The following is a 26,148-nucleotide window of genomic DNA, read 5'->3' as shown; positions in this document are numbered from 1 at the left end:
GGTCACTGTTCACCGGTCGTCCTCGCTCTCCTTGAGACGGTCGGTGGCGGCTTGGCGAGCCCGCATCAGATGGGCCCGCACTGTTCCCGCGTTCAGCTCGAGTTGCTCCGCGATCTCCGTTGGAGTGAAGCCCTGGAGCGTCAAGGCCAGGACCTGGCGTTGACGGGGAGGAAGGTCTCGCAGCACCTTCAGCACGTCGTGCCGGGTCTCGAACTCGGTGAGGGCGTCGACGTACGGCACCAGGGACGTCGGCTCCGGAAGGTCCTCGACGGGTTCCTCCATCCGCACTTGCGCAACCTTGCGGATCCACATCCGACCAGCGGCTTTGTAGACATAGGCCCGGGGGTGGGCGACGCTTTCCCAGCGCCGGAACAACTCGATCATGCACTCCTGAGCGGTCTCTGCCGCAACCGCCGCAGGCGCGCCGCTGGCGATCAGATACGCGATCAGCGGGTTAATTCTCGCGCGGTAGAAGGCGGAGAAGGCCCGGACGGTCTTGGAGTGCTCAGCGGCCCGGTGATCGATATGAGCCGGTTCGGCGAGGGGATCGGCGTCCTCAGCCGGGTCGTGGACACTCACGACACGTTCCTCATCTCCTGGCCGCGGGCGACCTGAATGTGAATGCTGTGGCCGTCGGGCCGACGCTCCACGATCTCTACCCGTCCGCCGTCGGCGATCGAGCGGGTGACCGAAGTAAGGTGCTGGCGCTGTACCTGCTCGTGCCGGGTTCGCCACCGCAGGCGTAGCCACAGACCAGCCAGCACACATGCCTTGCCGGTGATGATTGACACGACGCTCAGGACAACGGCTGCCGTACTCATCCGGTTCCCCTCCTTCGAAGGTCGGGCCGGCATGGCCCGACACCAGCTGAGAGGCCCGACGGGCCGTCACCGTGTACCGGAGCCGCAGATTTCTCAGCGATGCCGCCAACCGGCCAGGAAGTCGATCCGGGATCTGGCGTCTGCGCCGATGCCAGAGGCGATGCCGCGCACGCGCCCTCGCCATAGCGGCCGCCATGTTCGTACGCAGGCGGCAACCAACGCAGAGCAGTGCGCCCGGGTGCAGAACTACACCCGTGACCGTCCGGTCCGGCGGGCGGTTGCACCGCCCCAGCGGCCCACACCGGCTGCCCATGGTGATCACCACCGGCCGGAAACGGGACAATGATCAGATGACCGGCAGTCAGCACCTCCCCCGCGGGATCAGCGCCCTGATCCCGACCGCCCACACCACGGCCACACCCGGCGAGCGGGCCGCCGCCCAGATGCTCCACCTGCGCGAAGCCACCGTCCCGGTGCCCGTACTGGCGGCCGCCGCCGAACTGATCGCCGCCCACCTGGACGACCAGGACCCGGTCACCCGCGAAGCCGCCACCGCCGTCCACGCCCGACTGCTCGCCGCACTCGAGGACGCCGCACCCGGCCGGTAGCCGACACGCTGACCCGGTACTGGCCAACGGCCAGTACCGATGCAGCGGAGCGCGTTCGGCCGGGGCAGCACCCAGGGCGTCCCGCCGCCACAGCGCGGCGCCGCCTGTCGTCGCGTCAGGGGCCGTGAGGGGGTACCCCCTTGTCCTGCCGCCCTCTCGCGCGCCCGACCAAGGTCTGCGCCGGCGGCGCGCCTTTTCGCCGTTGCTCGTCGACGGCTCGATTCCTGGCGGGAAACCAGTCGGATAGGTGCCTGATCAGTGGTCCGAAATGTGAGATTCGGCCCGAACATCATGATCGGCTTCCTTGCCGCTCCACCAGGGCGGAGATCCCCCCTTTCGTCTGCGTGCCATCGCACTTCACTCCGGAGGACAAGCAATGCGGCACCGTCATACGCTACTGGGCACCATGCTCATGACCGTCGCTCTTTTGACCACCGTCGGCCCCGCACATGCCACGGCGAGCCAACACGGCCCCACCCACCTGCCCAGCGCCGTGGTCTCGCCGCCCGCGTTCAGCGACGGCAGCTTCGAGGAGCCGACCGCGCCCTCGGGCGGCTTCACGACTGTGGTCGTCGGGCAGAGCATCGGACCGTGGACCGTCACCCGAGGCTCGGTCGACCTGATCGGTGCGGGGTTCTGGGCGGCCGCCGACGGCGACCAGTCCGTGGACCTGAGCGGGGTTCAGGCGGGTACTGTCACGCAGAGCTTCGCCACCAACCCCGGGACTCGGTACCTGGTGAGCTACGCCCTGGCCGGTAACCCGAACGGCCTGCCGCTCATCAAGACGGGTCAGGTGCGAGTCAACGGAACCGACGTCCAGGACTTCACCTTCGACGTCGGCGGTAAGTCCACGGCCGACATGGGCTATGTCACGCAGAGCTTCCAGTTCGTTGCCAGCTACCAGCTGACGACGCTGAGCTTCGTCAGCACGACCTCCTCGGCCTACGGTCCCGTGCTCGACGGGGTGAGCGTCACCGCCATCTGCTGTTCCACTTGCGACAGTGAGGTGTAGGAGCAGCAGGTCGACGCCCGGGTGCCAGTGCCGACGTGCGCACCCTGCGCGGTAGCTCCCGGACATCCGCCCGACCGGTTCGCCGATCTGATGACCCTTCGCCTGAAACCGGTCTGGCCCCGCATCGCGCGTCGGCCGACAGGGGCCAGAACCAGGTTCCAGGCTTCTAGATGCCAGGTGGTTGAACGCGGCTGTAGGGGAGGGCGTTACTGGTGCCACCCGGCGTGGTGACAGTCACGTTGACCGGGCCGGCGCTGCCGGTAGGCGCGGTAGCGATGATCTGGGTGGCGGACACCACGACGAAGGACGCCACAGTGGCACCGAAACTCACCGCCGTGGCATTCGTCAGATTCGTGCCAGTCAAAGTCACCGAGCTGCCGCCGGCAACCGGCCCCTTGTCCGGGGCAAGCGAGCTGAGAGTCGGCACCTGCAGATAGGTGTAGGAGACACCGTTACTGGTACCACCCGGCGTGGTCGCGGTGACCTGAACCGTCCCGCCACCAGGAGGCACCGTAGCGATGATCTGGGTGGCGGAGACCACGACGAAGGGCGTCGTGGTGGCACCGAAACTCACGGCCGTGGCATTCGTCAGATTCGTGCCAGTCAAAGTCACCGTGTTCCCGCCGGCAACCGGCCCCTTGTCCGGGGCAAGCGAGCTGAGAGTCGGCGGGTTGAGGAGGAAGTAGGGGAGGGCGTTACTGGTGCCACCCGGCGTGGTGACAGTCACGTTGACCGGGCCGGCGCTGCCGGTAGGCGCGGTAGCGGCGATCTGGGTGGCGGAGACCACGACGAAGGGCGTCGTGGTGGCACCGAAACTCACGGCCGTGGCATTCGTCAGATTCGTGCCAGTCAAAGTCACCGTGTTCCCGCCGGCAACCGGCCCCTTGTCCGGGGCCAGCGAGCTGAGAGTCGGCACCTGCAGATAGGTGTAGGAGACACCGTTACTGGTGCCACCCGGCGTGGTGACAGTCACGTTGACCGGGCCGGCGCTGCCGGTAGGCGCGGTAGCGATGATCTGGGTGGCGGACACCACGACGAAGGACGCCACAGTGGCACCGAAACTCACGGCCGTGGCATTCGTCAGATTCGTGCCAGTCAAAGTCACCGTGTTCCCGCCGGCAACCGGCCCCTTGTCCGGGGCCAGCGAGCTGAGAGTCGGCACCTGCAGATAGGTGTAGGAGACACCGTTACTGGTACCGCCCGGCGTGGTCGCGGTGACCTGAACCGTCCCACTGCCGGGAGGCGCGGTAGCAGCGATCTGCGTGCCGGAGACCACGACGAAGGACGTTGCGGCAGCCGTGCCGAACTTCACCGAGGTGGTTCCGACCAGATTGGTGCCGGTGAGGGTGACGGAGGTACCCCCGGATCCGGCTCCCTGATTGGGACTGATCGACGTCAAGGCGGGTGCGGCCGACAGCACTGTCGGCGCGGTCGCCGAGTCGGAGTTCTGGGAGGTGTTGATGGACGCTCTCCTCACAGGGAGTGGCTCCGGGGCGAAGGTGCAGGCTCGCCTCAGAGCGGAGGGTTGTGATGGTGCGCCTGGGCAGAGGCGGTGTGCCTCTGCCCAGGCGCAGGTGGTGCCCGGCAGGGTGGACATGCCGAGTACGCGGCGGGCCGGTGTCAGATACCGGGGCCGGCCACGTAGGTGAAGCCGCCAGTCATGGTGGCGCTACCGCCGGTGGTGGTGACCACGACGTCCACCGCGCCCGCGGTTCCCGGCGGGGTGGCAACGGACAGCGTGGTGCTGTTGATGACGGAGAACGCCGCCGACGTGCCGTCGAAGGTGACCGACTGGGTGGTGGCCAGGTTCGTGCCGGTGATGGTCACTGCGGTCCCGCCGGAGGTCGAACCGGAGCTGGGCGAAATGGTGTTGACCGTCGGCGCGTCCTCGTACGTGTAGGACAGGCCGTTGTTGGTGCCGCCGGCCGTCACGACGGTGACCGGCACTGACCCCGCCCCGGTCCCCGCCGGCACGGTGACGCTGAGCTGGCTGTCGGAGATCACGGTCGGGGTCGCACTGTTGGGACCGAAGTTGACGGCCGAGGCGGTGGACAGGCCGGTCCCGTTGATGGTGATGGTGTTCCCGCCCGAGGTGGGCCCGGAGGTGCCGCTCAGGGATGCCTTGAACGGCGGGCCGATGTAGAAGAACGACAGCGGATTGCTGCTCCCGCCCGCGGTGGTCACGATGACGCTGACCACGCCGGCTCCCGAGGGGGAGACGACGGTGACCGAGGTGGGGGTGTTGGCGGTGATGGCGGCCGACTTGCTGCCGAACTTCACAGCGGTGGTGCCGGCCAGATTGGTGCCGGTGATCGTCACCGTGGTTCCGCCGCCGGTGGATCCCTGGTTCGGGCTGATGGGCATGACGTACCTCCTGATCGGGTTTGGTGGATGTGTACGAGAGCGATCTTTCGGCGGAATCAGGTGCTTCGGCGCGCTCGTCAGCGCCCGGTGCGCACTTGGACTCGCCGACGCGTGAAGTCGCCAGCTCGGCGACCGCCCGGAAACCCGACGGTCGACGTGGCCACATCGGCGTCCGGCTCTGGAAAGGTCCGTTGTTCTGAGCCCGGGTTCGGGCCGACCTGGTGCTCAGGTCGCTCGACTCAGAAGGAGGAGTGACGAAGATCCGAGGGCCGGTACTCGGGTGAGCATGTAGGTGGTGGTCGGCAGGGACTCCGAATCCAGGCCCGGCGCGGCGGCCTGCAAGCCGTCCAAGACGTGGATTCGCAATACGTCGGCCCCTTCTGACGTTGCGGGTGGTCCCAGTGCGCCGACTCGGGCTGCCTCAGCAGCCGAGCCGGTGGATCCTGCGCTCCGCCGGTGCCGGTAGCCTGCACCGGCCCCGAATGGTCCGTGGGGCCGACGAGCGGTTCACCCTGTCGGATACCTACAGTGAGCCATTTGCATTAGGGCGGCGGCAATGGTAGCGAGAGAGCGTCACCTGAACAGCAGAGCGCCTGCGGCGCAATCCTGCAGAAATCATTCACCCCACTCCCCCGTCGTACCATTCCACACCAATTCGTCAAATTCCTTGTACGGCATGGATATTGACCGATCTGGCATCGCAGCCAGCGCGACACCGCCAAACTTTCTCAGGAATGTCGCGTCATACGAACCGCAATTTCTACTCTCGGGGCGGTACCAGGCATAGTGGCCTCACAATTCCGCTCCCCGCTTCGGCTATGACGGCTGCCTGAGCGAATCGAGTGATTGCTGATTCCCTCGGCAATGCACGAGCATTATCTGGCGACCTGCCTGCACGCTGTTCGCATGGAGCCCACAAAAGTCCTGATGCCGGGACAGCAGCAGTCGGCCTTGAGACGACTAGCCATGACGGTCCTGCTAACGATCACGGCCATGGTGGCCGCAGCCGGGGCCGCACGTGCAGCCACACCGCTTTTCGCCCCAGCAGCCGACTACGCGGCCGGGCGCGCGCCGCGTTCGGTGGCGGTGGGGGACTTCAACGGCGACAACCACCTCGACCTGGCCGTCGCCAATGCCGGCTCCAACACCGTGTCAGTGCTACGCGGCGTCGGGAACGGCACCTTCCAGCCGAAAGTCGACTACCCCACCGGATCAACACCGTTGGCACTGGCGGTAGGTGACTTCAACGGCGACAACCACCTCGACCTCGCCGTCGCCAACCTCGGCTCCAACACCGTGTCAGTGCTACGCGGCGTGGGCGACGGCACCTTCCAGCCGAAAGTCGACTACCCCACCGGATCAACACCCTCCGGCCTGGCAACAGGCGACTTCAACGGCGACAACCACCTCGACCTGGCGGTTGCCAATGCCGGTGCCGCGACCGTGTCGGTGCTACGCGGTGTGGGCGACGGCACCTTCCAGCCGAAAGTCGACTACCCCACCGGATCAACACCGTTGGCACTGGCGGTAGGTGACTTCAACGGCGACAACCACCTCGACCTGGCGGTTGCCAATGCCGGCTCCAACAGCGTGTCAGTGCTACGCGGCGTCGGGAACGGCACCTTCCAGCCGAAGGACGACTACCCCACCGGATCAACACCCTCCGGCCTGGCAACAGGCGACTTCAACGGCGACAACCACCTCGACCTCGCCGTCGCTGCCACCGGCTCCAACAGCGTGTCAGTGCTACGCGGCGTCGGGAACGGCACCTTCCAGCCGAAGGACGACTACCCCACCGGGGCCTCGCCGTACGCGCTGGTAGCGGATGACTTCAACAGTGACGGTCACCTCGACCTCGCCGTCGCTGCCACCGGCTCCAACGCCGTGTCAGTGCTACGCGGCGTCGGGAACGGCACCTTCCAGCCGAAGGACGACTACCCCACCGGATCAAGTCCGTTCGCTCTCACGGTGGGAAATCTCAACACCGACGGCCGGCCGGACCTGGCCGTCGTCAACACCGACGCCAACAGCGTGTCGGTACTCCTCGGCATCCACACGCAGGCGGCTGCGATCACCAGCGCGGATGAGGTGACGTTCACGCAGGGACACAGGGGCGAGTTCACCGTCACATCGACGGGCGTGCCGGTACCGAGACTGTCCGAGTCCGGAGCGCTGCCGCCGGGTGTGGCCTTCGAGGACAACGGCGACGGAACCGCCTCGATCTCCGGCACGCCGGCGGCGGGTTCCAATGCCTCGTACGTGGTGACGCTGACGGCCCACAACTCGGCCGGACCGGATGCCACCCAGACCTTCACACTGACCGTCAAGGAAGCCTCCCCCAAGCCGCCCTGCCCGGAAGACCAACACCCTGGCGACGGGCACCACTGCGATCCCGCGGGCCGTGGCGACGGGCACCACTGCGATCCCGCGGGCCGTGGCGACGGGCACCACTGCGATCCCCCGGGCCGTGGCGACGGCCATCACGGCGAGCTCGCTGCCACTGGCGCGTCGTCGGTGCCGGCCTGCGCGATCGCCAGCACCGTGCTGCTTCTCGTCGGTGGGGCGGCAGTCAGGCTCGCTGCCCGAACCCACAGCGTCCGGGGCGCACACTCGCCAGCGGCATGACTCACCACCTGGGTGCCGGGTAGGGCGCGCTCTGCGGCGCCCGAGCGCACCTCCGCGGGCGCGCGCCGGGCCTGGGCCTGTCCTGCCGCACGGAACCTGCCGTGCAGCGGGACGGGCCCCATGAGTCGTCCCCTACCTGAGCGGCGATCGATCGGAACCCGTCATCGGACAGTGGTGGGGGGACTGTCCCGTCGGAGATGGTGTTCGGCAGCCACATGGAACCGGCGCCTGCGCGCGACAGGCGGCAGAACGGCCGGTCCTGAACGGACCGACCGATGATTCAGACCGCTACCAGGTTCGGCCGACCGGCACGCGGCGGCTGCTTGCGATACAGCGGCGCGGCGATGTCCGGCATACGGCCCTCGCGCACCTCGACCGCCGCCGCGCGCAGTGCGGCCTCCATCTCGCGCTCAGAGCTGTACTTCGCGATGAACGGGTGCAGCCGGTAGCTGTGACCGCGGCCGTCACCGCTGCGGATCACCAGGTTCCGCGCCACGAGCAGCTTCATCCCGCGGCTGACTGCCGATTCCAGGACGCCCAACCGCTCGGCCATGTCCACCTGCGTGTAATTGACCGCTCCACCGGACGCCTGCAGCTCGGACATGATCCCGAGAACCGCGATGGCCGTGGGCGTGAGTTGCAGCCTGTGGATCATACCGAGCACACCGGAAGGAGTGATCTCCATCGTTCTCCCTCAGCTCTCGCGGGCGAAGTCTTCAGGCCCGATCGTATCGGGGAACTCACTGGCCAGCTGCTCCGCCCTCACGTGGGCCAGCACGCCGTTCTGCTCATCGCCGTTGCCTCGGAAGCATAGCCGTGGGTTGACGTCGTAGCGCCCCCGTGCCCGATGGCGGCGAATGTAGTTCAGTTCGCACAGTCGGCCGATCGCGCTATTCACGCTGCTGCGAGCGGCACCGATCTCCTTGGCCATCTCCACCTGGGTCTGAACGAGTTCGCCTCGTGTCTGGGACCCCATCATGTGCAGCAGAACCGCGACCTCGACGGGCGAGAGCCGGTGAGCGACGATGCACCGTGCCAGCACCTTGGCCAAGAACCAATTGCTGGTCAGTGAGTAGCCCATCGATCCGGCCATGTCGTGGCTGGCACGCCTGGGACGGAACTTGACGGTGACCTCGTCGACTGGCCGGGCACTCGCTCCGAGCAAGTCCATCGCGAGCTGTTCGCCGAACTGATCCAGCAGGCTGACCAGCTCGGGCTCCGTCGCTGGCCCGGTTCGGCGGCGCGGCTTGCCTGCCGGCCGCAGAGAGCCACTCCGTGGTTCCGGTTGCACGTGACCTCCAGGGGACCGTTCTGACGCCCAGACAGTACCGGATCTTGCGACTACCTCGAAGATTTCTTGCGGCGAGTCGCAGGACACGTCAACGGACCGGACCGGACCGGGGCAGGCGCGGTCATTGTGTTTCCAACGCCTCACGTGGCAGTCCGTCGACGCAACTGGCGAAAGTTGCGCATTCCTCGAAGTTTGGAAGCCCTGTTCAGGACGCTTCCCCAGGGATCGGCCACATGATCGAGAGTTGACGGCCACGGCAGGAAATCTTCGAGCAATCCGCAAGTTACTGTCCTCACCTCGGGACAGTTCCTCGTGAAGTGTCCCCATTCGGGGACACTTCACGAGGAACAGCGTCATCCTCCAGGTGGAACGAGCCAGCCAGAATCTTCGAGGTATCCGCAAGATTTGCCAGAAGTGTCCCCGCTTACTGGTCACTGCGTGGCCTCTAGTGTCCGCTAGGACCAGACATTGGGTTCCGCGAACCAGCAGGTCAGAGCCAGTTTTTGCCTCGGGCCCTCTTACTAAAGACAGCAAGCACCCGGCTACCCGTCACGGAGTCCGGTCTCCTGGTCGGCTCCCGGCGACTCAGCGCTTGCCAGCCCAGGCCCTACCAGCAGCCTCCAGGCAGTCTGGCTCGACCGGCACCCTCCGGTGGGCTGACCGTACGTGCCGCTACCGCCACCATGGCTGGTCGCCGGCGCTGACCCAGCGATGAGGCAAGCTGGGCTGTACTGCGCCGATCGCGGAAGTCCGGCTGCCGCCGGACCCGGGCCCGGGGGGCCCTTTCCGCGCTCATTCATCAAGGGGCTAGGGACGGAGCGCGAACCGCCTGACGCGCGCAGGCAGGCGACATTGCCTCAGCTGACAAGGGTTCGGGGGCCATGTGGCAGTGGCCGGCCGACTCGGTCATGGTGCTTTCGTCGTGACATTGCCATTCCGGCAGTGGAGCCAGGCGGCGGTCGGGGGCGACAGCGCCCATGGCTTGGTTCCAACGATGCTGTCGGGACGGCGACTTCAGCAGGGGCAGGGCACGCTGAAGCTCAGTCAAAGCCTGTGTGGCCGCATCGTGGACCGACGACCAGAGCAGGGTGATGGCGGTCAGCCATCGGTGCGCAGGCTGGCCGGCGGGTATGACCGCAGTTGCTCAGTACCCGGCGGGAGGACGGTTCGGGTCGGCCTGCTGGACCTTCGCGGCCAGGTCATGGCCGTCACGTGAGACGCCGTACGCGGCCATGACGTAGTTCATCGCCGCGGCGAAGTTCGCCACCGGGTCATAGATCTTGTACGAGGTGCCGGCCTGGTGGTTCTCGGCGAAGGTCTGGGGAATGCACTGGGCGACACCACGCGAGCACTGGAAGGGCGCACCCGGGTGGGCCGAGTCGTTCGGCACTGGGGGTCCCACGGCGTTCGAGTCCGTCAGGTTGATCTGGTACAGGGGGCTGTTGTAGCCCGACTCCCGTGAGGCGATGGTGAGGAATCCGACGGTCCAACTGACCCGGGCGGCAGTTCCGGTGATGCCCAGTGCGTTGAGGGCTTGCGCGATGTAGCTGCCGCACGGGCCGATTCCCGAGCCCCAGGATCCGGCGCCGGAGAAGTCGATCATGGAGGTGGGGATGGGGCCGCGCGTCGCTACCGGGGGCGGTCCGGCGGCCGTTGGATCGCTGCTCCAGGACATCCGGCTCATGAGACTTCGACACCGATCGGGAACGTCTCGGCGTCGACCCGGGTGGTGGTGACGCTGTGGGTGAGCCCCGGGTTCGGGAACACGAGTGCCGTCTGGGCGCTGTTGTCGTTGCCGACCTGGATCGTGCGCACCACGGGAGGTGATCCTACGGCCCAAATGACCACGCGCAGCTGCGCCTTCGGCTTTCCGAACAGGGTGTTGTCGCAGAAGAACGAGACGTTGGAGCAGCTGCCGACGGGGAAGCTGATGGCATTGCTGCCGGTGGTGATCTCGATACCTGAGGGCATGTCTTTCTCCTGTGGGGTGGGTGGGTCGCTGGCGACGGTGAGACAGGCGACGGGTCGAAAGGTGCCGTGCCCGGCGAAGTAGGGGTACGGGATGGTGTGGCAGAGGACACCTGCAGGCGTGAACTCGTATCCGAGGTATGAGGATTGAGCTTCGTTTGCCCAAGCGCCGAATAGAACGACATGCCCCGCGTTACCAGCGGCGTCGTTCAGGATCGCGTCACCCGGCTTCAGGTCTGCCTTGGGAATCCAAGCGGCCTCGCCGTTCGGAACGAATCCTGTCGTGTCGTCCGAGTAGCCCAGGTCCCAACACATCGACACATAGCCTGAGCAGTCCGTGCGGTACCCATCGTGGGTATTGGCCTGGTCGTATACCAGGCCGATACCCACCCAGCTTTGCGCGCGGGGGAGCACTTGCGACCGTCTGATTGTCAGCATGCTTCTTTTCTTCCCAGTGAATTCGGGTTCGAACACTCAGTGCGCGAAACAGTGTGCTTACCCATGCGCCCTGTTGCTGCGCAGCCGCGGCCGCACTGTGTCAACGCCCACCCTGGAGAGCCAGGTCCGCCGCTGGAACTAGTGCCGCGTCAGGCAACCTTCGCCCCGTCGCGACGCCCGGCACGCACTCTCGCCGCACCGGCCGAAAGCCCAAGTACGTCCAGTACGAGGACTTCCGGCCGGCACGCCGAGAGCACGCACCGGACGCCGCTCCTTGACGGGCAAAGGTTGCCTGACGCGGCACTAGCCCTGTGCCATGGTGACCAACCGGGCCCGGTGCCCCTGGAAGCCCAGCCGGACCGTCCTGCCGCTGGCTCCGTTGCGGTTCTTGGCAATGGCCACCTCGACCGTTCCGGCGGTGGGTCCGGTGTCGGTGCCGTCCTCGGCGAGCTCGCGGTGCAGCAGGACGATGATGTCGCTGTCCTGCTCGATCGAGCTGGACTCCTTGAAGTCCGAGACGAGCGGCCTACGTCCGGCCGCGCCGCGGTTGAACTGGGCCAACGCCACGACCGGGAGCTCGAACTCGCCCGCGATCTTCTTGAGACCCCGGCTGATCTCGCCGATCTCGTGTGCCCGGTTGGAAGTTGACTTGGTGTTCTCCGGCGTCATCAGCTGCAGGTAGTCGGCGACCAGCATGGCGGGCGGGTTGCCACGCGAGGCCATCCAGCGCAGCCTGGCTCGCAGCTTCGACAGGGTCTGGCCGGAGTTGTCGTCGAGGATGAAGTTGTGGGCGTTCGCCATCCGGCAGCCGACTCGCGCGATGCGGTCCCAGTCCGCGTCCTCGAGCTTGTGCCGGACCAGGCGGTCGAGGAAGACGCCGGACTCGGCGGAGGTCAGACGGGCCATCAGTTCGCCACCGCCCATCTCCATACTGGCCACCAGGACCGGCCGGTTGCGGTGCAGTGCGACGTGCGCGGCCAGGTTCATCCCGAACAGGCTCTTGCCGCCGGCAGTCGCGGCGCCGACCGTCATGAGCTGGCCGGGCAGCAGCTGGATCACCTCGTTGATGTCTGGCCAGGGGGTGTCGAGCGCGCGTGGGTCGATCCCCGCCTCCTGCTCGTCGATGAACGCCTGCCAACGATCCGCGACCGACTGACGCGGCGTCGTGTCGACGGTGCCGGCCACGAGCGCCTGGAGCTGAGCCATGGCGGCCTGGATGGCTTGTGGAGCGTCGCCCATGGCGGCGTAACCCTGGGCGGTCATTCGGACGCCGGCCTCGATCATGGTGCGAAACGCCGCCAGGTCGCGGACCTTCTCCGCGTAGTACTCGGCGTTCGCGGCGGTGGGTACGGTGTTGATGCAGGTGTGCAGGTAGCTGACGCCGCCTGCCTTCTGCAGCTCTCCGCGGTTGGTGAGCTCGCCGGCTACCCGGATCGGGTCGATGTTGCCCTCGCCGCCGCATCGGTCGTAGATCGCCAGGATCGCGTTGCAGATCAGCTCGTGCGCGGGCCGGTGGAAGTCACCGGGGCTGCGAAGCACGTTGATCACGTCGTCGATGGCCGTGGTGGACAGCATCATGGCGCCCAGTACAGCTTGTTCGGCCTCGATGTCGTTCGGCTGCTCGCGCTCCAGCGCCTGCCGGGCCGCAGACGCGGGAAGGTCGTCGTCGTCCTGGGTCGGCAGGTGTTCGTTGTAGTCGGAATAGGGACGTGCGATGCTCACGGTGAAACTCCTGGTGGGTCTGTCGCCCGGCGGATGAGCGCGGCGTCGGACCCCGCCCAGCGATCGCGGGGCCACCGGCACATCCCCGCGCTGCGGCGGTGAGTTCGAGACGCATCGGGAGTCCGTCGGGCAGGCCGGCGTCCAGCTCCCGCGACAACGGCGTGGCAAGGGCGGCAGCGGGACGGAATATGACACTCTGTAACTATATGCACATGGAGAGTGGTTTTTTTCCTGGGAGTGTGACAGCGCCTCAGTAGACGGGCCTTCACCCATCCAGAGCGCACCGCGCATCATCATCGAGGCTCGGCCCCTTCCACTACATCGAGGCGCGGAAACGATTCTTCAGCTGACGACCGGTCAGCTGGCGTCGAAGCGCTGGAAGGAATCCTCTGATGCGTTCCACTAGAGCCCTCTTCACCGGCGTGGCCGTCGCGGCTGCGCTTGCCCTCACCTCTCCTGGCGTCGCCTTCGCCGGCAGCCCCAACCAGCCGGAGGCGAAGGTCAACGCCCAGCAGGCCGACGGCGGGCACGCGCCCTCCGACAAGGCCGAGGAGCACAAGAAGGAGGAGGAGCGGAAGGGCGAGGAGCACAAGGCCGAGGAGCACAAGGCCGAGGAGCACAAGAAGGACGAGGAGCGGAAGGGCGAGGAGCGGAAGGGCGAGGACCCCCAGAAGGAGCACCGGCACCCGCACGGCGGCATCCACGCCGGAGGCGGCGGCCTTGCCGGGTCCGGCACCAACCTGACCGGCGGTGTGGTTCTGCTGCTCGGCGGCCTGGGCGTGGGTGCCTACGCACTCCGTCGTCGCCAGGGCTCCCTCGGCGCGCTCTGAGTCATCTCAGCCCGTCACCGTGGCGGGCGGTGCGCGGCCACCTCCTGGGGCTGCCGCTCCGCCCACCACGGTGACGTTTTGAAGCCCACGTCCCGTGACTCGAACATGGAAGGCGATGCTGTATGGAGGGTCCGGCCGAGCCCACGCCGTCGCCAAAGCGGGAGCCCGCGCAAAGGAGCGTGTGGAACCGGTGGCTGCTGTGGTTGAGCGCTGGCGCGATCGCGGTCAGCCTCGGGCTGATCGACCAATCCCTCGCGGCGACCGGATCGGCCGCACCGCTGCCCACCCACCAAGTCGGCACGCCCACGTCCGGCACAAGCTCGGCCCCCCGCGCCACCATCGCCCCGGCCCCCTCCGGTCCGAGCTCCCCTGCTCCCAGTTCCCCGTCCGTTCCCGCGCCCGCGACGACATCACCGACGAGGCCGTCGTTGCCCAGCTCGCCGCCGAACCGCCTGCGGATCCCTCAGATTCAGGTGGATGCGCCTTTCGTCGCGCTGGCACTGGACAGCTCCGGCAAGCTCAGCGCGCCACCGGCGGACGACAAGAACCTGGTCGGCTGGTACCAAGGCGGTGTCACTCCCGGCGAGATCGGCACCGCAGTGGTCGTGGGACACGTCGACACCAAGACCGGACCGGCCGTGTTCCTGCCGCTCAGCACCCTCAAGCCGGCAAGCACCATTGACATCACCCGTGCGGACGGCACTGTCGCGACGTTCTCCGTCGACTCGGTCAAGGCCTTCGCGAAGGACGCCTTCCCTGACCACGAGGTGTACGACGACGCCCCCGACGCGCAACTTCGCCTGATCACCTGTGGCGGTGTGTACGACCGCAACCGCAAGGACTACGTCGCCAACGTCGTCGTCTTCGCCCACCTCACATCCGTCCGCCGGTAGCCCGCCGCTGCGCCGTGGCCCGGATTCTCGAGGCGCTCTGCCCGTCACACGCCCTCCGGGGATCTGTGTGCGCTCCAAAAGGAATAACTCTTCGTATATAAGTCATTACTTTGGGTAAGTGACCTTCTGTCGCCCGATTCCCTGGCGACCTCACCTCTCGTCCCAGAAGGAGCCACTCCCATGAGCGTGTCCATCATCGAGGCCCCCTCCCTCAAGAACGCGATCTCGGCCATCACGCGTACCTGGCACGTCCTCACCTTCGCGACGGTGGCCGACGCCGTCCACTTCCTCAACCTGCCGCCGGCGCAGGGACCGGGGGAGGCGGTCTTCTCCTACCGGGCGGACGGGGAAGTCGACCTGATGTACTTCCTCTGACCCGGGGCCGGTATCCGGGACGGCTGGGGAACAGGCGCGCCCGCCGGGAGCGCGCTGGGTTCCCCAGCCGTCCTCGTCGGCGGCTCGCCGAGGACTACCCCGCGGCCGGGCTCTGCCGGGGCCGGGCAGGACGCGTCGTCCCGTCGACGAAGAGCTCCCGCCAGACTGCGAGCGGGCCCCTCCCCCAAAGGCGCACTGCGGCGTCACCGGATCAAGTCACAGCTCTCACCTGTGGTGAAGCGCGTCAGCCTTCACATCCGTGTGACCGTCAAGAGAGCGCCGAGGCCCAGCCCATGCACCCTGTCGACCCCGACCATCGGCAACCCGCCATCGTCCTGGTATCGAGAGCCGGGCCACGCGGGCCCCGGGTCAGGCTGCTGATGGCAGCCGTTCTCATGGCGTTCTGTGCCACAGTCGCCTTACCCCAGGGCGTGGATCACTCGATCGCCCAGCGGCGGGTGGACTACCCCGAACGCAAGACTCTTCGGCCGGTCTCCTACGACCTGGCGTTACCCAGGCCACGCCTACCCGCACTGCCCCCGGGACCCGGGCCACGCCCCCTCCTGCCTGCCACGGCCGGATCGGCGTCGACTTCCTCCGGCAATCGTGCCCTGAACGTCCGTCCGCCCACGGCAGCCGATGACGCGATGATCCCGGGCACCGCGCTGGCGGCCTACCAGCGAGGGGCAGCCGAACGCGCGGTCCTCAGCCCTCAGTGCCACCTCTCCTGGGCGCTGCTGGCCGCGATCGGCAAGATCGCCTCGGACCACGCCAACGAAGGGCGGCTGGCATCCGACGGGACCGCGCTCGCACCGGTCGTCGGGCAGCAGGGCACCGGGACCAGCGACACCGCGAGGCCGGATCCCGACGCCTCGGCTCCGGACGACACCGTGCTTGACGCGGTGGGACCCATGCAGCTTGCTCCCAGCGCATGGAGGCAGTGGGCCGTGGCGAGCCGCCCGGGCACGGCCCCGGACCCGAACAACATCTTCGATGCCGCCGCGAGCGTAGGCGCCCTCCTGTGTGCCGGCAATCGAGACTTAGCGGACCCTGAGCAACTGTCAACGGCAGTGCTCTCGTACAACAGCTCCCGGGTCTATCTGATGGCGGTTCTCAGCTGGACCGTCCGCTATGCGCAGACGGACTCGCGGATCGGTCTGAACCACCAGCTGGCTTTGCCGGACACCGGACTCACCCCGGTGGGCCGCGACGTCGATGCTCCCGGGACGACTCCTGGCGTCGGCGGGAATCCCAGCGTGGCTGCGGCCCCCGCGACGACGCCGCAGGCCACTGCTGCTCCGCAACACCAGGAAGCCGGCACTCCCGCACCAGTTGCCCCCAGCCCGCAGCCATCCGCACCGCCCACGCCCCTGCCGGCGACGGCTCCCTCTCCGCCCATGGCTGCGACGTCGAGTCCCTCTTCCCCGAACGCCGGCACCACGACCGCGCCCGCCCCGCAGGCCCCCGCCACTGGGTCGAGCAGCCCGACGTCAGCGCCGACCGAGCTGCCGTCGCCCGCGCCGCTCCCCAACCCACCCGGACATCGCCCGACATCCGCCACCGACAGGCACCGCACTCTCCAGGGGGCTTGGTGATCAACAGTGACAAGATCGCCGGCCGGCGTCGCCACGCCGCCGGCGTGCTGCTTCCGCTTCCCTTGGCCCTGCTCCTCACGCTGGCCCCGGTCGGCGCGGCCACCGCGCACGCCGAGCCGCCCGCCCCGGTCGGCGCGGAGGAGCCGACGAACACCGCAGCGGACCTGACCGCACTGGCGACCACGGCGGCCGCTGCCGCCAACGCCGCCCAGCAGCGCCTGATAGAGGACTACCCGTCCGTTCTCGCCCTCGGTCTGGACGCCGGTTCCCAACCCGTCACCCCGTGGGCCTCCCGGGGCGAGCGCGCTCTGTCCTGGGCCCTGGACCAGATCGGAAAGCCCTACATCTGGGGCGCCCAGGGGCCCGACGCTTTCGACTGTTCGGGTCTGACCTCACAGGCCTGGCACGTGGCGGGCGTGGACATCCCGCGGACCTCCCAGGATCAGTGGAGTGAGTTGCCCAAGGTGACCGACGGAGACCTGCGCCCGGGTGATCTGGTCGTCTACTTCAAGGGCGCCAGCCATGTGGCGCTGTACGCAGGCAACGGCCTGATCGTGCAGGCGCCGCGCTCCGGCCGGACCGTGTCGCTGTCGCCGCTCGGCGCCATGCCCGTACTGGGAGTGGTGCGGCCGAGCTGAACCGCGACGGCTCACTCGATATCGACGTTGTCCCAGTCAGAAATTGGTGTCCCCACCGCGTTCAGCGCCCCACCCGGCCGAGCGCCTGCCCCGCCTGGCGGGGCGCGGAGGAAGGCGAGCGCAACCGTCCGACGGGCACCTTTCGCACTGATCACCGCCGCGGGCGTCATAGGGGCAGCCTGGCGCAGTCTTTCACTGCATGAGTGTCTTCCACCGGGCGCTGACGATCATCGTTCAGGGTGCGGATCCGACACGCAGCGACGCTCGCCACGCACGTCCAGAGACCGTCGTGCCCCCGTCAGATCGTCCATGCTGATCCAGCCGACCGGCCAGACCCTTGGGGAAATACCTCTGATGCTCAGTCAGACCGACCGCCCGATCGCCCTCGTCATCGGCACCCGTCCGGAGCTCATCAAGCTCGCCGGTGTCGCGCGCCTGCTCGGGGACAACGCCTTGCTGGTCGACACAGGCCAGCACTACGACGAAAGTCTGTCGGCCGACCTCTTCCACAGCCAGTCACTGCCCGAGCCCCAGGCGTACCTCGAGGGTGTCCACGGGCAGTGCCGGGGAGCGCAGATCGGCACTGCGATCTCCGCCCTGACAGCCGTCTTCACCACGACCCAGCCAGCCGCAGTGATCGTTCAGGGCCACACCAATTCGACCAGTGCGGGCGCCCAGGCCGCACAGTACTGCGACATTCCGATCATCCACGTCGAGGCCGGCCTGCGCTCGCACGACCGCACCGTGCTTGAGGAGCACAATCGTCGCGTCGTCGGGGTGCTGGCGGACGTCCACTGCGCCGCCACCCAACAGAACGCCGCGAACCTGATCGCCGAGAACACTGACCCAGCACGTATCAGTGTCACGGGCAACACCATCGTCGAGGCAACACTTGCCGCTCTGCCGGGTCTGAGCGACTGCCAAGGCATGCTCGCCCGACATGGCCTGACGCAGGACCAGTACGTCCTGACGACCATCCACCGACCCGAGAACACCGATGACCCAGAGCGGCTGGAAACGATCCTGCGTGAACTGGCGTCGCTGCCGCTCCCCGTGGTCTTCCCGACGCACCCGCGTACCGAGGGCCTGATCCAGACGTATGGGCTGGCGAAGCTCGCTCAGAGCCTGTACCGCTGCCCGCTGATGGGACACCCGGAATTCCTCGGTCTCGCCCGCAATGCGCGACTGCTGATTTCAGACTCCGGCGGTATGCAGGAGGAATGCACCGTCATCAAGAGGCCGCTGGTCGTCGTCCGCAACCGCACCGACCGGCCCGAGGCGATCACGGCCGGCTTCGCGACCCTGGTCCCGGAGCGCAAGCAGATCTCGCAAGCCGCGCTGAGAATCCTCGACGACGCGGACCTGCCGGCACGGCTCGCCGCGACCCGGTCCCCGTACGGTGACGGGAGAGCGAGCTGGCGGATCGGGCTGCTGGCAATGGCCCTCCAACGCGGCGTGGCCGCCGCCGATGCAGCGGCGGCTGTGCACCAGACCCCGATGTCGACCGACACCGGGCAGGAGCTGGCGATGAACGAGCTGCGGCTGGTGCGCTGAGGCCGACCCATTCCTTCGGCAGCCGCGTGCGCAGCTGAGCGCGCGAAGGCCCACCACCACACGTGTCGCAGGAGAGGAGTGCGACGTCGTCCGTGATCCGTCCTCCTGTCCGACTCGCTTGTACCGGCGCCTCAGGCTTGGCTGGTGATCCACGTGCGAAAACGTTTCAGCTGCGCCAGTTCGCCAACGATCACGTCGTCGCCGACGAACTCCGCTCTGAGTCTCATCAGGTCAGCCAAGCAGTCGTCTACTTCACTGAGAAGAGCTGACCTGCATGACACCTCGCCAGTTGATGCAAAATCATACATATGCCCGAATCCGCGATTCCAGTCCCGTGCCACCGACTGGGCCTCAGCCAGCCCGAACGCCTCCAATGTCTCCTCCTGACCCACTGGCCGCAGTGGCACGAATCTTATGCGGCGAGCGGCGGGTCCGGCAGCCGACAGGAGATGCACATCGATATTCGAGGAATCTTCACATGACACATGATACGAGAATGTAGCACAGTGGACCTGGAAGGTTGTGCGGAAATTTTCGACTTCCGCCGCACAGCGTTACTTGTGCGGCAGAAGTCACGCATATGCCGCTGGCAATCTCTCTCTCGGCAGCGGCCGTATGTCGAGGTGCGGCGAGGTTCTGCCGGGCGGCTACCACGTCGGCGCGGCCGGCCGACCGGATAGGCCGGGAGGCCTGCGATATACAGGCACAGTCCCGGACACCGCCGGTCACATGCGATGAGAGCAAGCCATCCGCGCGCAATGGTGAAGCGAGTCCGTCCGATACCGCCAGATCACCCAGGAATTCCCTGAATGCCTATTAATGAACCAGCTGATGAAACCGGAGAATCCTGCCAGGAACCACGGTCCGTAGACGACGGCCTCCCACATCAGGTCCGGCTCCCGGGCGATATGGGACGCCATCAGGTCCCGCAGGGAACCGAAGGCGGAGACCCAGAAGATCAGAACGAATGCTGTTGCACTCAGGCCCGCGAGGGCGCCGAGCAGTCGGCCGGCCCGTGCGGCGAGGCCGCCCGAGCCACGACTGTGGCGCCGCCGGCCGTGAGCCGGCACGCGGCACGAATGGGTTCCGGCACTGTGGGCGGCCGCCGATTCGTCGATCGTCTGTCGGCGAGATGCGCCGAACGCCGGCATCCCGTCGACTTCCGCCAGGTCGTGGAACTTCGGGTGTTCGGCGACCGGCCACGAACTCTGATCAGGAATTGTCGCCCATGGCTCTCCCGGAAATTCATCCGAGATTTCGCCTTCGAAGGGAATGGAGAAATCGCGCGTGCCATACATGGAATCCTCCGTCGGCTTTTCCGCTGTCTTCTTCTGGCACCTCAGGAGTTCCGGCGCTGCTGTGCTGGGCCACTTCACCCGACTGAGCGTACGCATCCTCGAGCTGGCTCAGCTCCCGGAACAGGGCTGCGATGGGGAGAAATGAGTGGGTCAGCGGGACACGGTGGCCGGCTCGCTCAAAATAGGCTCCCTTCGGCGCACCAAAAAGCTCGCTGTATTCCGGAACGAGGAGCCAATCACCCACCTTGTGACAGGTCAGGTATATCCCCGGTTCGGCATATTCAGGAACATCGTCGAGTTGCGTTCGTGAAGTCACATCCCCACTAACGAAGGCATCGTGGGGCGGATATGGATCCGGTGGCAGCGGTACCGGATCAGCTGGTTGCGGCGGATCCTCCGTCATGATGGCCGACCAGTTCCCTCTAGGCGGTCACCGACCTCGAGGTGAGTGGGTCGTGGCCGCCTGTGCGACGGCGCTGGGGGTGGGTCCGAAGGTGGCCGCACACGGTCGTCACATGCGCAGCGTGCTGTTGATGTCCTGCGTCTCCTCGTGCATGTTCCTGCACCTCTCGCAGGTCTGGAGGTGGCCGCGCATGGCCTCGGCCGCGCACTGCCCCAGCCGCCCCCGCGAGTACGTTGCGAGCCGCTCGACGAAGTACTCGCACCTCGCGGACCAGCTCCTGGGCTTCAGATGTGCCGTCAGGTAGGCTTGCCGCAGTCCTTCGCGGGCGCGGTAGGCGAGGGCTGCGACGCTGTTGGGGCTGATGCCCAAGATGCCCGCGAGATCCGCGGGTTCCTCGGCCTGCACCACCGTGTACCACAGAACGTCCTGCCAGCGTTCCGGCAGCGAGGCGAGTGCCTGGAGCACCAGGCTGTGGTCCATGTTCCTGAGTGCTTCGCTGCCGGCCGAGATGACGGTTTCGTGCTCGTAGGCAGTCACGTCCGGCACCGGCACCTGGCGGTCCGCAATCCTCGACCATTCTGTGACGATATTCCTGAGTACGGTCATCAGGTAGCCTCTGAAAGAGCTGGACGGGCCGCTTCCGGATCTCAGCACGTGGAGCACGCGAACAAATGCCTCGGCCACCAGGTCCTGCGCTGTATGCGGGTCCTTGGCGTAGAGCGAGGCAAAGCGTCTAGCTGCCCGCTCATGCCGCCTGAAAAGCTCCGCGAAGGCCTCTCCATCGCCAGCACGAACGCGATCCGCGAGTTCTTGATCTCCTGCCTTGCTGAGATCTTGAGCCGCCGAAAAGGAATACGATGGTTTATCGCCGGAGGTGCAGCATTCAGTCGGAAGCGACAAAACAACTCCTCGGGCAAATGTACGAAAATTATTTAGGTCGCTTGAAAGGCGAGCCCACCGGGACCGAGTAGGCAAAGTCATCGCGGATGCTATGCCTGGAAGCGGCTTGCCGGGGCCCCGACACGCGAAAGATTCTCCGATTTCAGTCCCCGTGAGCCGCCTTTCAATGCAGCCCGGGTAAAGCCTTCCCCTCATGGTGGGAATGTTTCCGGTGCCGCATCATCGACACAGGATTCCACTCTCGACGGGCGACTAGCAAAGATTCTCGCCGTCGGGTGAACCTGTGCTCGGCCGCGTCATATGCGGGCGAATTCTCCCTCTGCCGTGATCTGTCGACCGGCGGTATTCGAAAGCAGGAGGTCGCCGGCGGGCGGCCCGCCCCAGGCCCTCGCGCGTCGGTCAAGCGCGGGCCGCGGGAGGGCCACGTTGCCTACGTCTTGGTCGACGTGCCGGGGAACCGGGGGCGTGCGCCGACACGCAGGCACGCCGGCAGTGGTGAGATCCTGAACGAGGAGGGAGCAGAACAACGCCCCCACGGGGCCCTCTTGGCCCAGCGGTGGTCCGCCAGCGCAATGATTTCCATGATCGACAACCCGCCCCTGATCGCGTAACGACAGGATTACAGAACGTTACGGTCAGCGTCGAGCGATAACCGGACCGTGCCCAGAGGCGGTTCGTGTTGATCTTTTAGAGGAATTCCGGCGCTGCCAGCAGCTTTCCTTGTGACATCCGGCAGGCGAAGGCCCAAGGGGACCCGACTTCCGTCGAAAACTGTTGGCCCCTGGCGTGTGCGGCCGCCAGGACCGCAGCCACGGCTGCGGCGGTCGGCGTGCCGTTTGGCTCGGGGAGGAAAATGCGCAATTCGGCGAGCAGTAGCGCGAACAGGGCGCGCACGCGAGGCGCGCAGAGCGCGAACCGGCGCAACCAGCCGCGCACGGTGGCCTCGTGACGGCCCAGTTCGTGAGCGATTGGCCGATGTCCTCGCCCTGCGGCGACCAGCTCCAGTGCGGTTCCGATCACGGCCACGGTGTCCGCTCGGCGTGGCAGCGCCAGCTCGGACAGGAGGATGTGCGTGGTTCCGCACCTGGAACACCGGGCCCGCCGTGGATGCAGCAGCAGTCTCGATCCAAGAGTCCCCCGCAGCGCTCGGGGGCGGCCGTGGCCCCAGCCAGTCAGGACTCCGGAGCACCTGGGGCACTCCAGTTCGCCTGCATTGAGGAGTTGTTCGACGCGAAGCGGATCTGCATCAACACTGAGCACTCATCGCCTCCGCTGTGTCCTGCAGCCCTCCGTGCTGGTCACGGGGTATCGAGGGCGGCTCTGTCGTCCTGGCCATGATCTGCGCCAGAGCAACGTCCTTGACGCGTACCCAGAGGTGCGCTCATCCCATTGAGTGATCGGCTGCCGTATCCCGTCATCACCGCCGCGCGGACGCGTGACGAGCGGTGGCGTCATATCTGGCCAGCTGCCGGGTCTTTGAGGGCAGGGTCGTAACACGGGGGGCTGCGGACCACCAGCCCGGTACGGCCGGGTGGAGGAGGAGTTCGCATGCTGCGGTCCCATCTCGCGGCCGTCTGCGCGGCCCTGACGGTCCTGTCGACGTCACTGATCACGATCGCGGCCGCGGAGTACGAACACGGCCGCGGCACCGCACCCCGAGTGGTCCTGCCCGACATCGAGGTTCCCGCAGTGGCGCGCTCGCAGCCACTTGGCGTGGTCCCGGGCGACCAGCAGATCTCGGTGGTCGTCGCCCTGCGGCTACGTGACAGCGACGGTCTGGACCGTTTCCTGCAGGAGGCCAGCTCCCCGGGCTCTGCCGAGTACGGCAGCAAGCTGACACCAGAGGAGTTCGGCGTCCGATTCGGCCCGACCGAGGCCTCCCTGGGGCGGGTCAGGGCGTACCTAGGCGCGCACGGGCTCACCGTGGACGCGGCAGGGACCGATCGTCGGATGATCAGGGCTCACGGGACGGCCGTCGAGATCGGCGAGGCTTTCGGCACCCACGAGAGGGACTACTGGGATCCGCAGGCAGGCCAGGTGTTCTTCGCCAACGACGGGCCGCTGATACTGCCGGAGGACGTCGCGGCTGTGGTCGAGGATGTCTCTGGCCTGAGCAGTCACACCACGCTGAGGCCGCTTCTGGTGGCCGCCGACCAGCAAGGCAGCACGGCTGGAAGGACAACTCCAGACGGCCTGGTGCCATCCCAGTACAACAGCGCTTACCGCCTCGACCGGATGGGCGCCGACGGCTCGGGCACCGCGGTGGCGCTGTGGGAGTTCGACGGCTATTCACGGTCCAACCTCGCCACCTACGACACTCAGTTCGGTCTGTCCGGCCCAGCTGTCACCACCATCGCGGTGGACGGCGCGAGTTACGACCATGCCCCGGGGAAGGACGAGGCCGAGGTGGAACTGGACAGCGAGATCATCCGTGGCGTCGCGCCCAAGGCGACCCAGCTGGTGTACGAGGCGCCCAACAGCGACCTCGGCGAAGTCGACATGGCCGCCCAGACCGTCGCGGAGAACCGGGTGTCGGTCATCTCCATGTCCTGGGGTTCCTGCGAGCCCGACACCGTTCCGGCCACCATGACGGCAGTGACCGACTCACTCCGGCAAGCCGCAGCTCAGGGAATCACCGTATTCGCCGCCTCTGGCGATGCCGGCTCACGGGACTGCGCCACCTCCGCGAGCGGTTCGCAGTTCGAAGCAGTCGACTTCCCGGCCTCGGACCCCTACGTGACTGCGACCGGCGGAACCACACTGAGCCTGATTGGCGATTCCTACGCGTACGAGCTCGCTTGGGACCGCGCCGGCGGCGGACTCTCCGCCGTCTTCAGGCGACCGCCCTGGCAGCGGGGCACGAACAGGGTCAGCACCATGCGTGTCGTCCCGGACGTGGCCGCCGCCGCCGACCCGTCCGCTGGTTTCGCCCTCTACACGCGGGGCTCTGACGGGCCGGCCTGGCAGGTCATGGGTGGCACCAGCGCGGCGGCCCCGCTGTGGTCGGGGTTCACGGCGCTGTACAACCAGAAGGCAGCGGGCGCCGGCAGGCCGGCGCTCGGCCAGGCCAACCCCAGGCTCTACATGCTGGCCGAAAGCGCCGGCTACGACACGGTGTTCCACGATGTGCTCGTCGGCGCCAACCAGAGTTTCAGCGCGGGGCGCGGCCATGACCAGGTGACGGGCTGGGGCTCCCCGGTCGCCGACCAGCTGGCCGCCGCGTTGCTGCGCGGCGCCGCTGGTCCGGTCTCCGCGCCCGGGTACTGGACCAGCCCGTTCGTGGGCGGCGCGGTCGCCATGCGGGTCAATGCCGCGGAGCCAGACAAGGCCAACGACGCGAGCGGGCTTTCTCCCGGGCTGCCGGTCGACCCCCGGTTCGGGTCGGAAACCGGCACGTCGCCAGTGCCGGGAGCCTTCACCATGACTGCGACCGCCACGAGGCGCGCACGGCATCGCCCGGCCGCCGAGAACGGGCGCGGCTACCTCGGGACGGGGTGACCACCCGACAGCAGCCTTCGGCGAGGGGCTCTGGGGGCATTTCGCGTCCGAGTGGATGCATGGACTCGCGACCAGCGGGCAACTCGAGTCCCCCATCGGCGCGCCTGCACGAAATCTAGTGATTTCGGTCGACATTTCGCACAATGCGCGCCATATTTCTCGGCGACGATAAATTGTACTCGAATTATCCTGGCTGGAACGTTTCCGTGGATGGGTCCTAGGACAGGCGACTCCGGGACGATCCGGCCTGGACTGGGGGTCTGTCTGTTGCCCGACAACGGACACCGCCGCGGCCGGTGTGCGCGTCCGCCGCTGTCGGCGCAAATCGGCAGTCAACCGCACCTGCGACGCCGACGGCGACATGAGCGCGCCCCGTCACACGGCGGCGTCCGCGTCCTCTGGGCCGACCGCGCACCACACTCGCTTTCCCAGGCCTTCTCGGGGGTGCCAGCCCCACTCCAGTGCGAGCTGGCTGACCAGCAGCAGCCCTCGACCGGATTCCTGATCGCCCGTCGCCAGACGTAGATCGGGTGACGCGCTGCCGGCGTCATCCACCTCGATCACCAGCCGCTCCTGGTTCACTGCGAACCCGACCCGCACCAACTGCTGCGATGGCGTTCCGTGCAACCAGGCGTTCGTGACCAGCTCGCTCAACAGCAGTTCCCCGACCCAGGAGAACCGGCTCCCATCCTCGACCTGGTCCAGAAAGTCTCGCAGCCGCCGGCGCGCCAGGCCGGGCGAGCGCTGGCTGCACGTCAGCCAGGCATGGTCCTCCACTGTCAACTCGATTGTCCTGGTGAGATTTTCAGACACGGCAAAGCTCCCTAACGGCACGGTGGCGCACGGTGACGAGCCGGGCGGGTACGCCCTGGCGGCTGCCGGACTGGGGCATGGGAGTGCCAGAGCCCACGAGCCCCGTTGCTACTCATGGTCACCACACGACTACGTCTCGTATTCTGCTCCGGTCGATCCACCGTCTGCAAGGCTTCCCTTTAATTGAACCGAAATGACTGACCTGAACATTCGTCACCGGCAGATCTCCGGGATGATTTCATTTCGACTGTGGGAATTTCACAGCCGGGCAGCGAGAACCGGGCAGCCATGACCGATGGTCCGAGAAGATCGACTTGGTCTCGTCCGGCCGAGGCGGCAGAGAGGGCACCGGGTGCCGGATCGCTCAGTCCGTCAAGAAACGACGGACTGAGCGATCCGGCAAGCAAGTACTGGTCGGTTTCAGCCAAATGTGAAGGCCGGCTGAATTCAGGAATCCGCAATCGCCCGCGTACCGGGCTGCTGCCAGGGCTCCCAGGAGCCC

General features: G+C 67.1%; 24 protein-coding genes. 9 read left to right on the top strand and 15 right to left on the bottom strand.

Annotated elements, in window-relative coordinates; all coding sequences use genetic code 11:
- Nucleotides 1-9: 9 nt before the first annotated feature.
- On the bottom strand, nt 10-579 hold the full coding sequence (locus BR98_RS00460) for an RNA polymerase sigma factor (protein ID WP_051969131.1): 570 nt from the start codon (nt 577-579) through the stop codon (nt 10-12).
- The gene (locus BR98_RS00455; RefSeq protein ID WP_035838689.1) at nt 576-821 is read right to left on the bottom strand and encodes a hypothetical protein; all 246 of its coding nucleotides are present in this window, start codon (nt 819-821) and stop codon (nt 576-578) included. The genes BR98_RS00460 and BR98_RS00455 overlap by 4 nt, the downstream gene beginning before the upstream one ends.
- A 350-nt stretch (nt 822-1,171) precedes the next feature.
- On the opposite strand from BR98_RS00455, the gene BR98_RS00450 reads away from it, so the two are divergent.
- Both BR98_RS00450 and BR98_RS00445 read left to right on the top strand, forming a co-directional pair.
- The gene (locus tag BR98_RS00450) at nt 1,172-1,429 is read left to right on the top strand and encodes a hypothetical protein (RefSeq protein ID WP_157537201.1); all 258 of its coding nucleotides are present in this window, start codon (nt 1,172-1,174) and stop codon (nt 1,427-1,429) included.
- Nucleotides 1,430-1,805: 376 nt separating this feature from the next.
- Complete coding sequence (locus BR98_RS00445; RefSeq protein ID WP_232247178.1) at nt 1,806-2,441, top strand: choice-of-anchor C family protein; 636 nt, start codon at nt 1,806-1,808, stop codon at nt 2,439-2,441.
- A 166-nt stretch (nt 2,442-2,607) separates the two neighbouring features.
- Here the strand turns inward: BR98_RS00445 and BR98_RS00440 are convergent, their stop codons facing one another.
- Nucleotides 2,608-3,861 carry an IPT/TIG domain-containing protein gene (locus BR98_RS00440; RefSeq protein WP_232247177.1) on the bottom strand — a complete coding sequence of 418 codons (1,254 nt, stop codon included), beginning with the start codon at nt 3,859-3,861 and terminating at the stop codon, nt 2,608-2,610.
- 200 nt (nt 3,862-4,061) lie between these two features.
- Nucleotides 4,062-4,805 (bottom strand): IPT/TIG domain-containing protein, encoded by a 744-nt coding sequence (locus BR98_RS00435; RefSeq protein ID WP_035838684.1) that lies wholly within the window; start codon nt 4,803-4,805, stop codon nt 4,062-4,064.
- A gap of 846 nt (nt 4,806-5,651) precedes the next feature.
- Here BR98_RS00435 and BR98_RS35830 point away from each other — a divergent pair.
- A complete protein-coding gene (locus tag BR98_RS35830) occupies nt 5,652-7,430 on the top strand; it encodes an FG-GAP-like repeat-containing protein (protein WP_157537196.1) in 1,779 nt (592 codons plus the stop codon).
- Between the two features lie 280 nt (nt 7,431-7,710).
- Here the strand turns inward: BR98_RS35830 and BR98_RS00425 are convergent, their stop codons facing one another.
- The 5 genes from BR98_RS00425 to BR98_RS00405 all read right to left on the bottom strand — a co-directional run bounded on the left by BR98_RS00425 (nt 7,711) and on the right by BR98_RS00405 (nt 12,849).
- A complete protein-coding gene (locus BR98_RS00425; RefSeq protein WP_063774687.1) occupies nt 7,711-8,115 on the bottom strand; it encodes a MarR family transcriptional regulator in 405 nt (134 codons plus the stop codon).
- A gap of 9 nt (nt 8,116-8,124) precedes the next feature.
- Nucleotides 8,125-8,721 carry a replication/maintenance protein RepL gene (locus BR98_RS40005; RefSeq protein ID WP_198042084.1) on the bottom strand — a complete coding sequence of 199 codons (597 nt, stop codon included), beginning with the start codon at nt 8,719-8,721 and terminating at the stop codon, nt 8,125-8,127.
- 1,144 nt (nt 8,722-9,865) lie between these two features.
- Nucleotides 9,866-10,324, bottom strand: a complete 459-nt coding sequence (locus tag BR98_RS00415; RefSeq protein WP_051969128.1) for a hypothetical protein — start codon at nt 10,322-10,324, stop codon at nt 9,866-9,868.
- A gap of 77 nt (nt 10,325-10,401) precedes the next feature.
- Complete coding sequence (locus BR98_RS38775; RefSeq protein WP_232247176.1) at nt 10,402-11,163, bottom strand: NlpC/P60 family protein; 762 nt, start codon at nt 11,161-11,163, stop codon at nt 10,402-10,404.
- A 267-nt stretch (nt 11,164-11,430) separates the two neighbouring features.
- Entirely contained in the window at nt 11,431-12,849 is a 1,419-nt protein-coding gene (locus tag BR98_RS00405) for a replicative DNA helicase (RefSeq protein ID WP_232247175.1), read from the bottom strand.
- A gap of 392 nt (nt 12,850-13,241) precedes the next feature.
- Here BR98_RS00405 and BR98_RS00400 point away from each other — a divergent pair, with 392 nt between their 5' ends.
- The 5 genes from BR98_RS00400 (at nt 13,242) to wecB (ending at nt 18,734) form a co-directional block, all read left to right on the top strand.
- On the top strand, nt 13,242-13,679 hold the full coding sequence (locus BR98_RS00400) for a hypothetical protein (protein WP_035838677.1): 438 nt from the start codon (nt 13,242-13,244) through the stop codon (nt 13,677-13,679).
- A gap of 122 nt (nt 13,680-13,801) precedes the next feature.
- Complete coding sequence (locus BR98_RS00395) at nt 13,802-14,572, top strand: class F sortase (RefSeq protein ID WP_083975818.1); 771 nt, start codon at nt 13,802-13,804, stop codon at nt 14,570-14,572.
- A gap of 180 nt (nt 14,573-14,752) precedes the next feature.
- Nucleotides 14,753-14,947, top strand: a complete 195-nt coding sequence (locus BR98_RS00390; RefSeq protein WP_035838675.1) for a hypothetical protein — start codon at nt 14,753-14,755, stop codon at nt 14,945-14,947.
- Between the two features lie 1,591 nt (nt 14,948-16,538).
- Nucleotides 16,539-17,180, top strand: coding sequence for a C40 family peptidase (locus BR98_RS42430; RefSeq protein ID WP_051969126.1), 642 nt, complete (start codon nt 16,539-16,541; stop codon nt 17,178-17,180).
- 309 nt (nt 17,181-17,489) lie between these two features.
- On the top strand, nt 17,490-18,734 hold the full coding sequence (wecB, locus tag BR98_RS00375) for a non-hydrolyzing UDP-N-acetylglucosamine 2-epimerase (protein ID WP_083975816.1): 1,245 nt from the start codon (nt 17,490-17,492) through the stop codon (nt 18,732-18,734).
- A 131-nt stretch (nt 18,735-18,865) separates the two neighbouring features.
- Here wecB and BR98_RS00370 read toward each other — a convergent pair whose 3' ends face one another.
- The 5 genes from BR98_RS00370 to BR98_RS41865 all read right to left on the bottom strand — a co-directional run bounded on the left by BR98_RS00370 (nt 18,866) and on the right by BR98_RS41865 (nt 22,595).
- Nucleotides 18,866-19,126, bottom strand: a complete 261-nt coding sequence (locus BR98_RS00370; protein ID WP_157537187.1) for a hypothetical protein — start codon at nt 19,124-19,126, stop codon at nt 18,866-18,868.
- A 333-nt stretch (nt 19,127-19,459) separates the two neighbouring features.
- Nucleotides 19,460-20,032: a hypothetical protein gene (locus tag BR98_RS00365; protein ID WP_035838669.1), complete on the bottom strand. Its 573-nt coding sequence runs from the start codon at nt 20,030-20,032 to the stop codon at nt 19,460-19,462.
- Nucleotides 19,980-20,435 carry a hypothetical protein gene (locus tag BR98_RS38770; protein WP_157537185.1) on the bottom strand — a complete coding sequence of 152 codons (456 nt, stop codon included), beginning with the start codon at nt 20,433-20,435 and terminating at the stop codon, nt 19,980-19,982. The genes BR98_RS00365 and BR98_RS38770 overlap by 53 nt, the downstream gene beginning before the upstream one ends.
- 108 nt (nt 20,436-20,543) lie before the next feature.
- The gene (locus tag BR98_RS37205) at nt 20,544-21,335 is read right to left on the bottom strand and encodes an RNA polymerase sigma factor (RefSeq protein WP_198042083.1); all 792 of its coding nucleotides are present in this window, start codon (nt 21,333-21,335) and stop codon (nt 20,544-20,546) included.
- Nucleotides 21,336-22,022: 687 nt separating this feature from the next.
- Nucleotides 22,023-22,595 carry a DUF6431 domain-containing protein gene (locus tag BR98_RS41865; protein ID WP_035838667.1) on the bottom strand — a complete coding sequence of 191 codons (573 nt, stop codon included), beginning with the start codon at nt 22,593-22,595 and terminating at the stop codon, nt 22,023-22,025.
- A 399-nt stretch (nt 22,596-22,994) separates the two neighbouring features.
- On the opposite strand from BR98_RS41865, the gene BR98_RS00350 reads away from it, so the two are divergent.
- Entirely contained in the window at nt 22,995-24,833 is a 1,839-nt protein-coding gene (locus tag BR98_RS00350; RefSeq protein ID WP_198042082.1) for a S53 family peptidase, read from the top strand.
- Between the two features lie 375 nt (nt 24,834-25,208).
- Here BR98_RS00350 and BR98_RS00345 read toward each other — a convergent pair whose 3' ends face one another.
- Nucleotides 25,209-25,646: an ATP-binding protein gene (locus BR98_RS00345; RefSeq protein ID WP_198042081.1), complete on the bottom strand. Its 438-nt coding sequence runs from the start codon at nt 25,644-25,646 to the stop codon at nt 25,209-25,211.
- Nucleotides 25,647-26,148: the final 502 nt, after the last annotated feature.

Source organism: Kitasatospora azatica KCTC 9699 (genome assembly GCF_000744785.1).
GTDB lineage: Bacteria > Actinomycetota > Actinomycetes > Streptomycetales > Streptomycetaceae > Kitasatospora > Kitasatospora azatica.
Note: the sequence above shows the minus strand (reverse complement) of the source record. Positions and strands in the feature narration are given on the sequence as shown.

What these genes read in the sequence shown, in the direction of transcription:
- BR98_RS00390 (WP_035838675.1), top strand. Translation starts at nt 14,753, where the DNA reads ATGAGCGTGTCCATCATCGAGGCCCCCTCCCTCAAGAACGCGATCTCG.
- BR98_RS00455 (WP_035838689.1), bottom strand. Translation starts at nt 821, where the DNA reads ATGAGTACGGCAGCCGTTGTCCTGAGCGTCGTGTCAATCATCACCGGC.
- BR98_RS00400 (WP_035838677.1), top strand. Translation starts at nt 13,242, where the DNA reads ATGCGTTCCACTAGAGCCCTCTTCACCGGCGTGGCCGTCGCGGCTGCG.
- BR98_RS00365 (WP_035838669.1), bottom strand. Translation starts at nt 20,032, where the DNA reads ATGTATGGCACGCGCGATTTCTCCATTCCCTTCGAAGGCGAAATCTCG.
- BR98_RS38770 (WP_157537185.1), bottom strand. Translation starts at nt 20,435, where the DNA reads ATGACGGAGGATCCGCCGCAACCAGCTGATCCGGTACCGCTGCCACCG.
- BR98_RS00395 (WP_083975818.1), top strand. Translation starts at nt 13,802, where the DNA reads ATGGAGGGTCCGGCCGAGCCCACGCCGTCGCCAAAGCGGGAGCCCGCG.
- BR98_RS00450 (WP_157537201.1), top strand. Translation starts at nt 1,172, where the DNA reads ATGACCGGCAGTCAGCACCTCCCCCGCGGGATCAGCGCCCTGATCCCG.
- BR98_RS00435 (WP_035838684.1), bottom strand. Translation starts at nt 4,805, where the DNA reads ATGCCCATCAGCCCGAACCAGGGATCCACCGGCGGCGGAACCACGGTG.
- BR98_RS00445 (WP_232247178.1), top strand. Translation starts at nt 1,806, where the DNA reads ATGCGGCACCGTCATACGCTACTGGGCACCATGCTCATGACCGTCGCT.
- wecB (WP_083975816.1), top strand. Translation starts at nt 17,490, where the DNA reads ATGCTGATCCAGCCGACCGGCCAGACCCTTGGGGAAATACCTCTGATG.
- BR98_RS00425 (WP_063774687.1), bottom strand. Translation starts at nt 8,115, where the DNA reads ATGGAGATCACTCCTTCCGGTGTGCTCGGTATGATCCACAGGCTGCAA.
- BR98_RS00415 (WP_051969128.1), bottom strand. Translation starts at nt 10,324, where the DNA reads ATGATCGACTTCTCCGGCGCCGGATCCTGGGGCTCGGGAATCGGCCCG.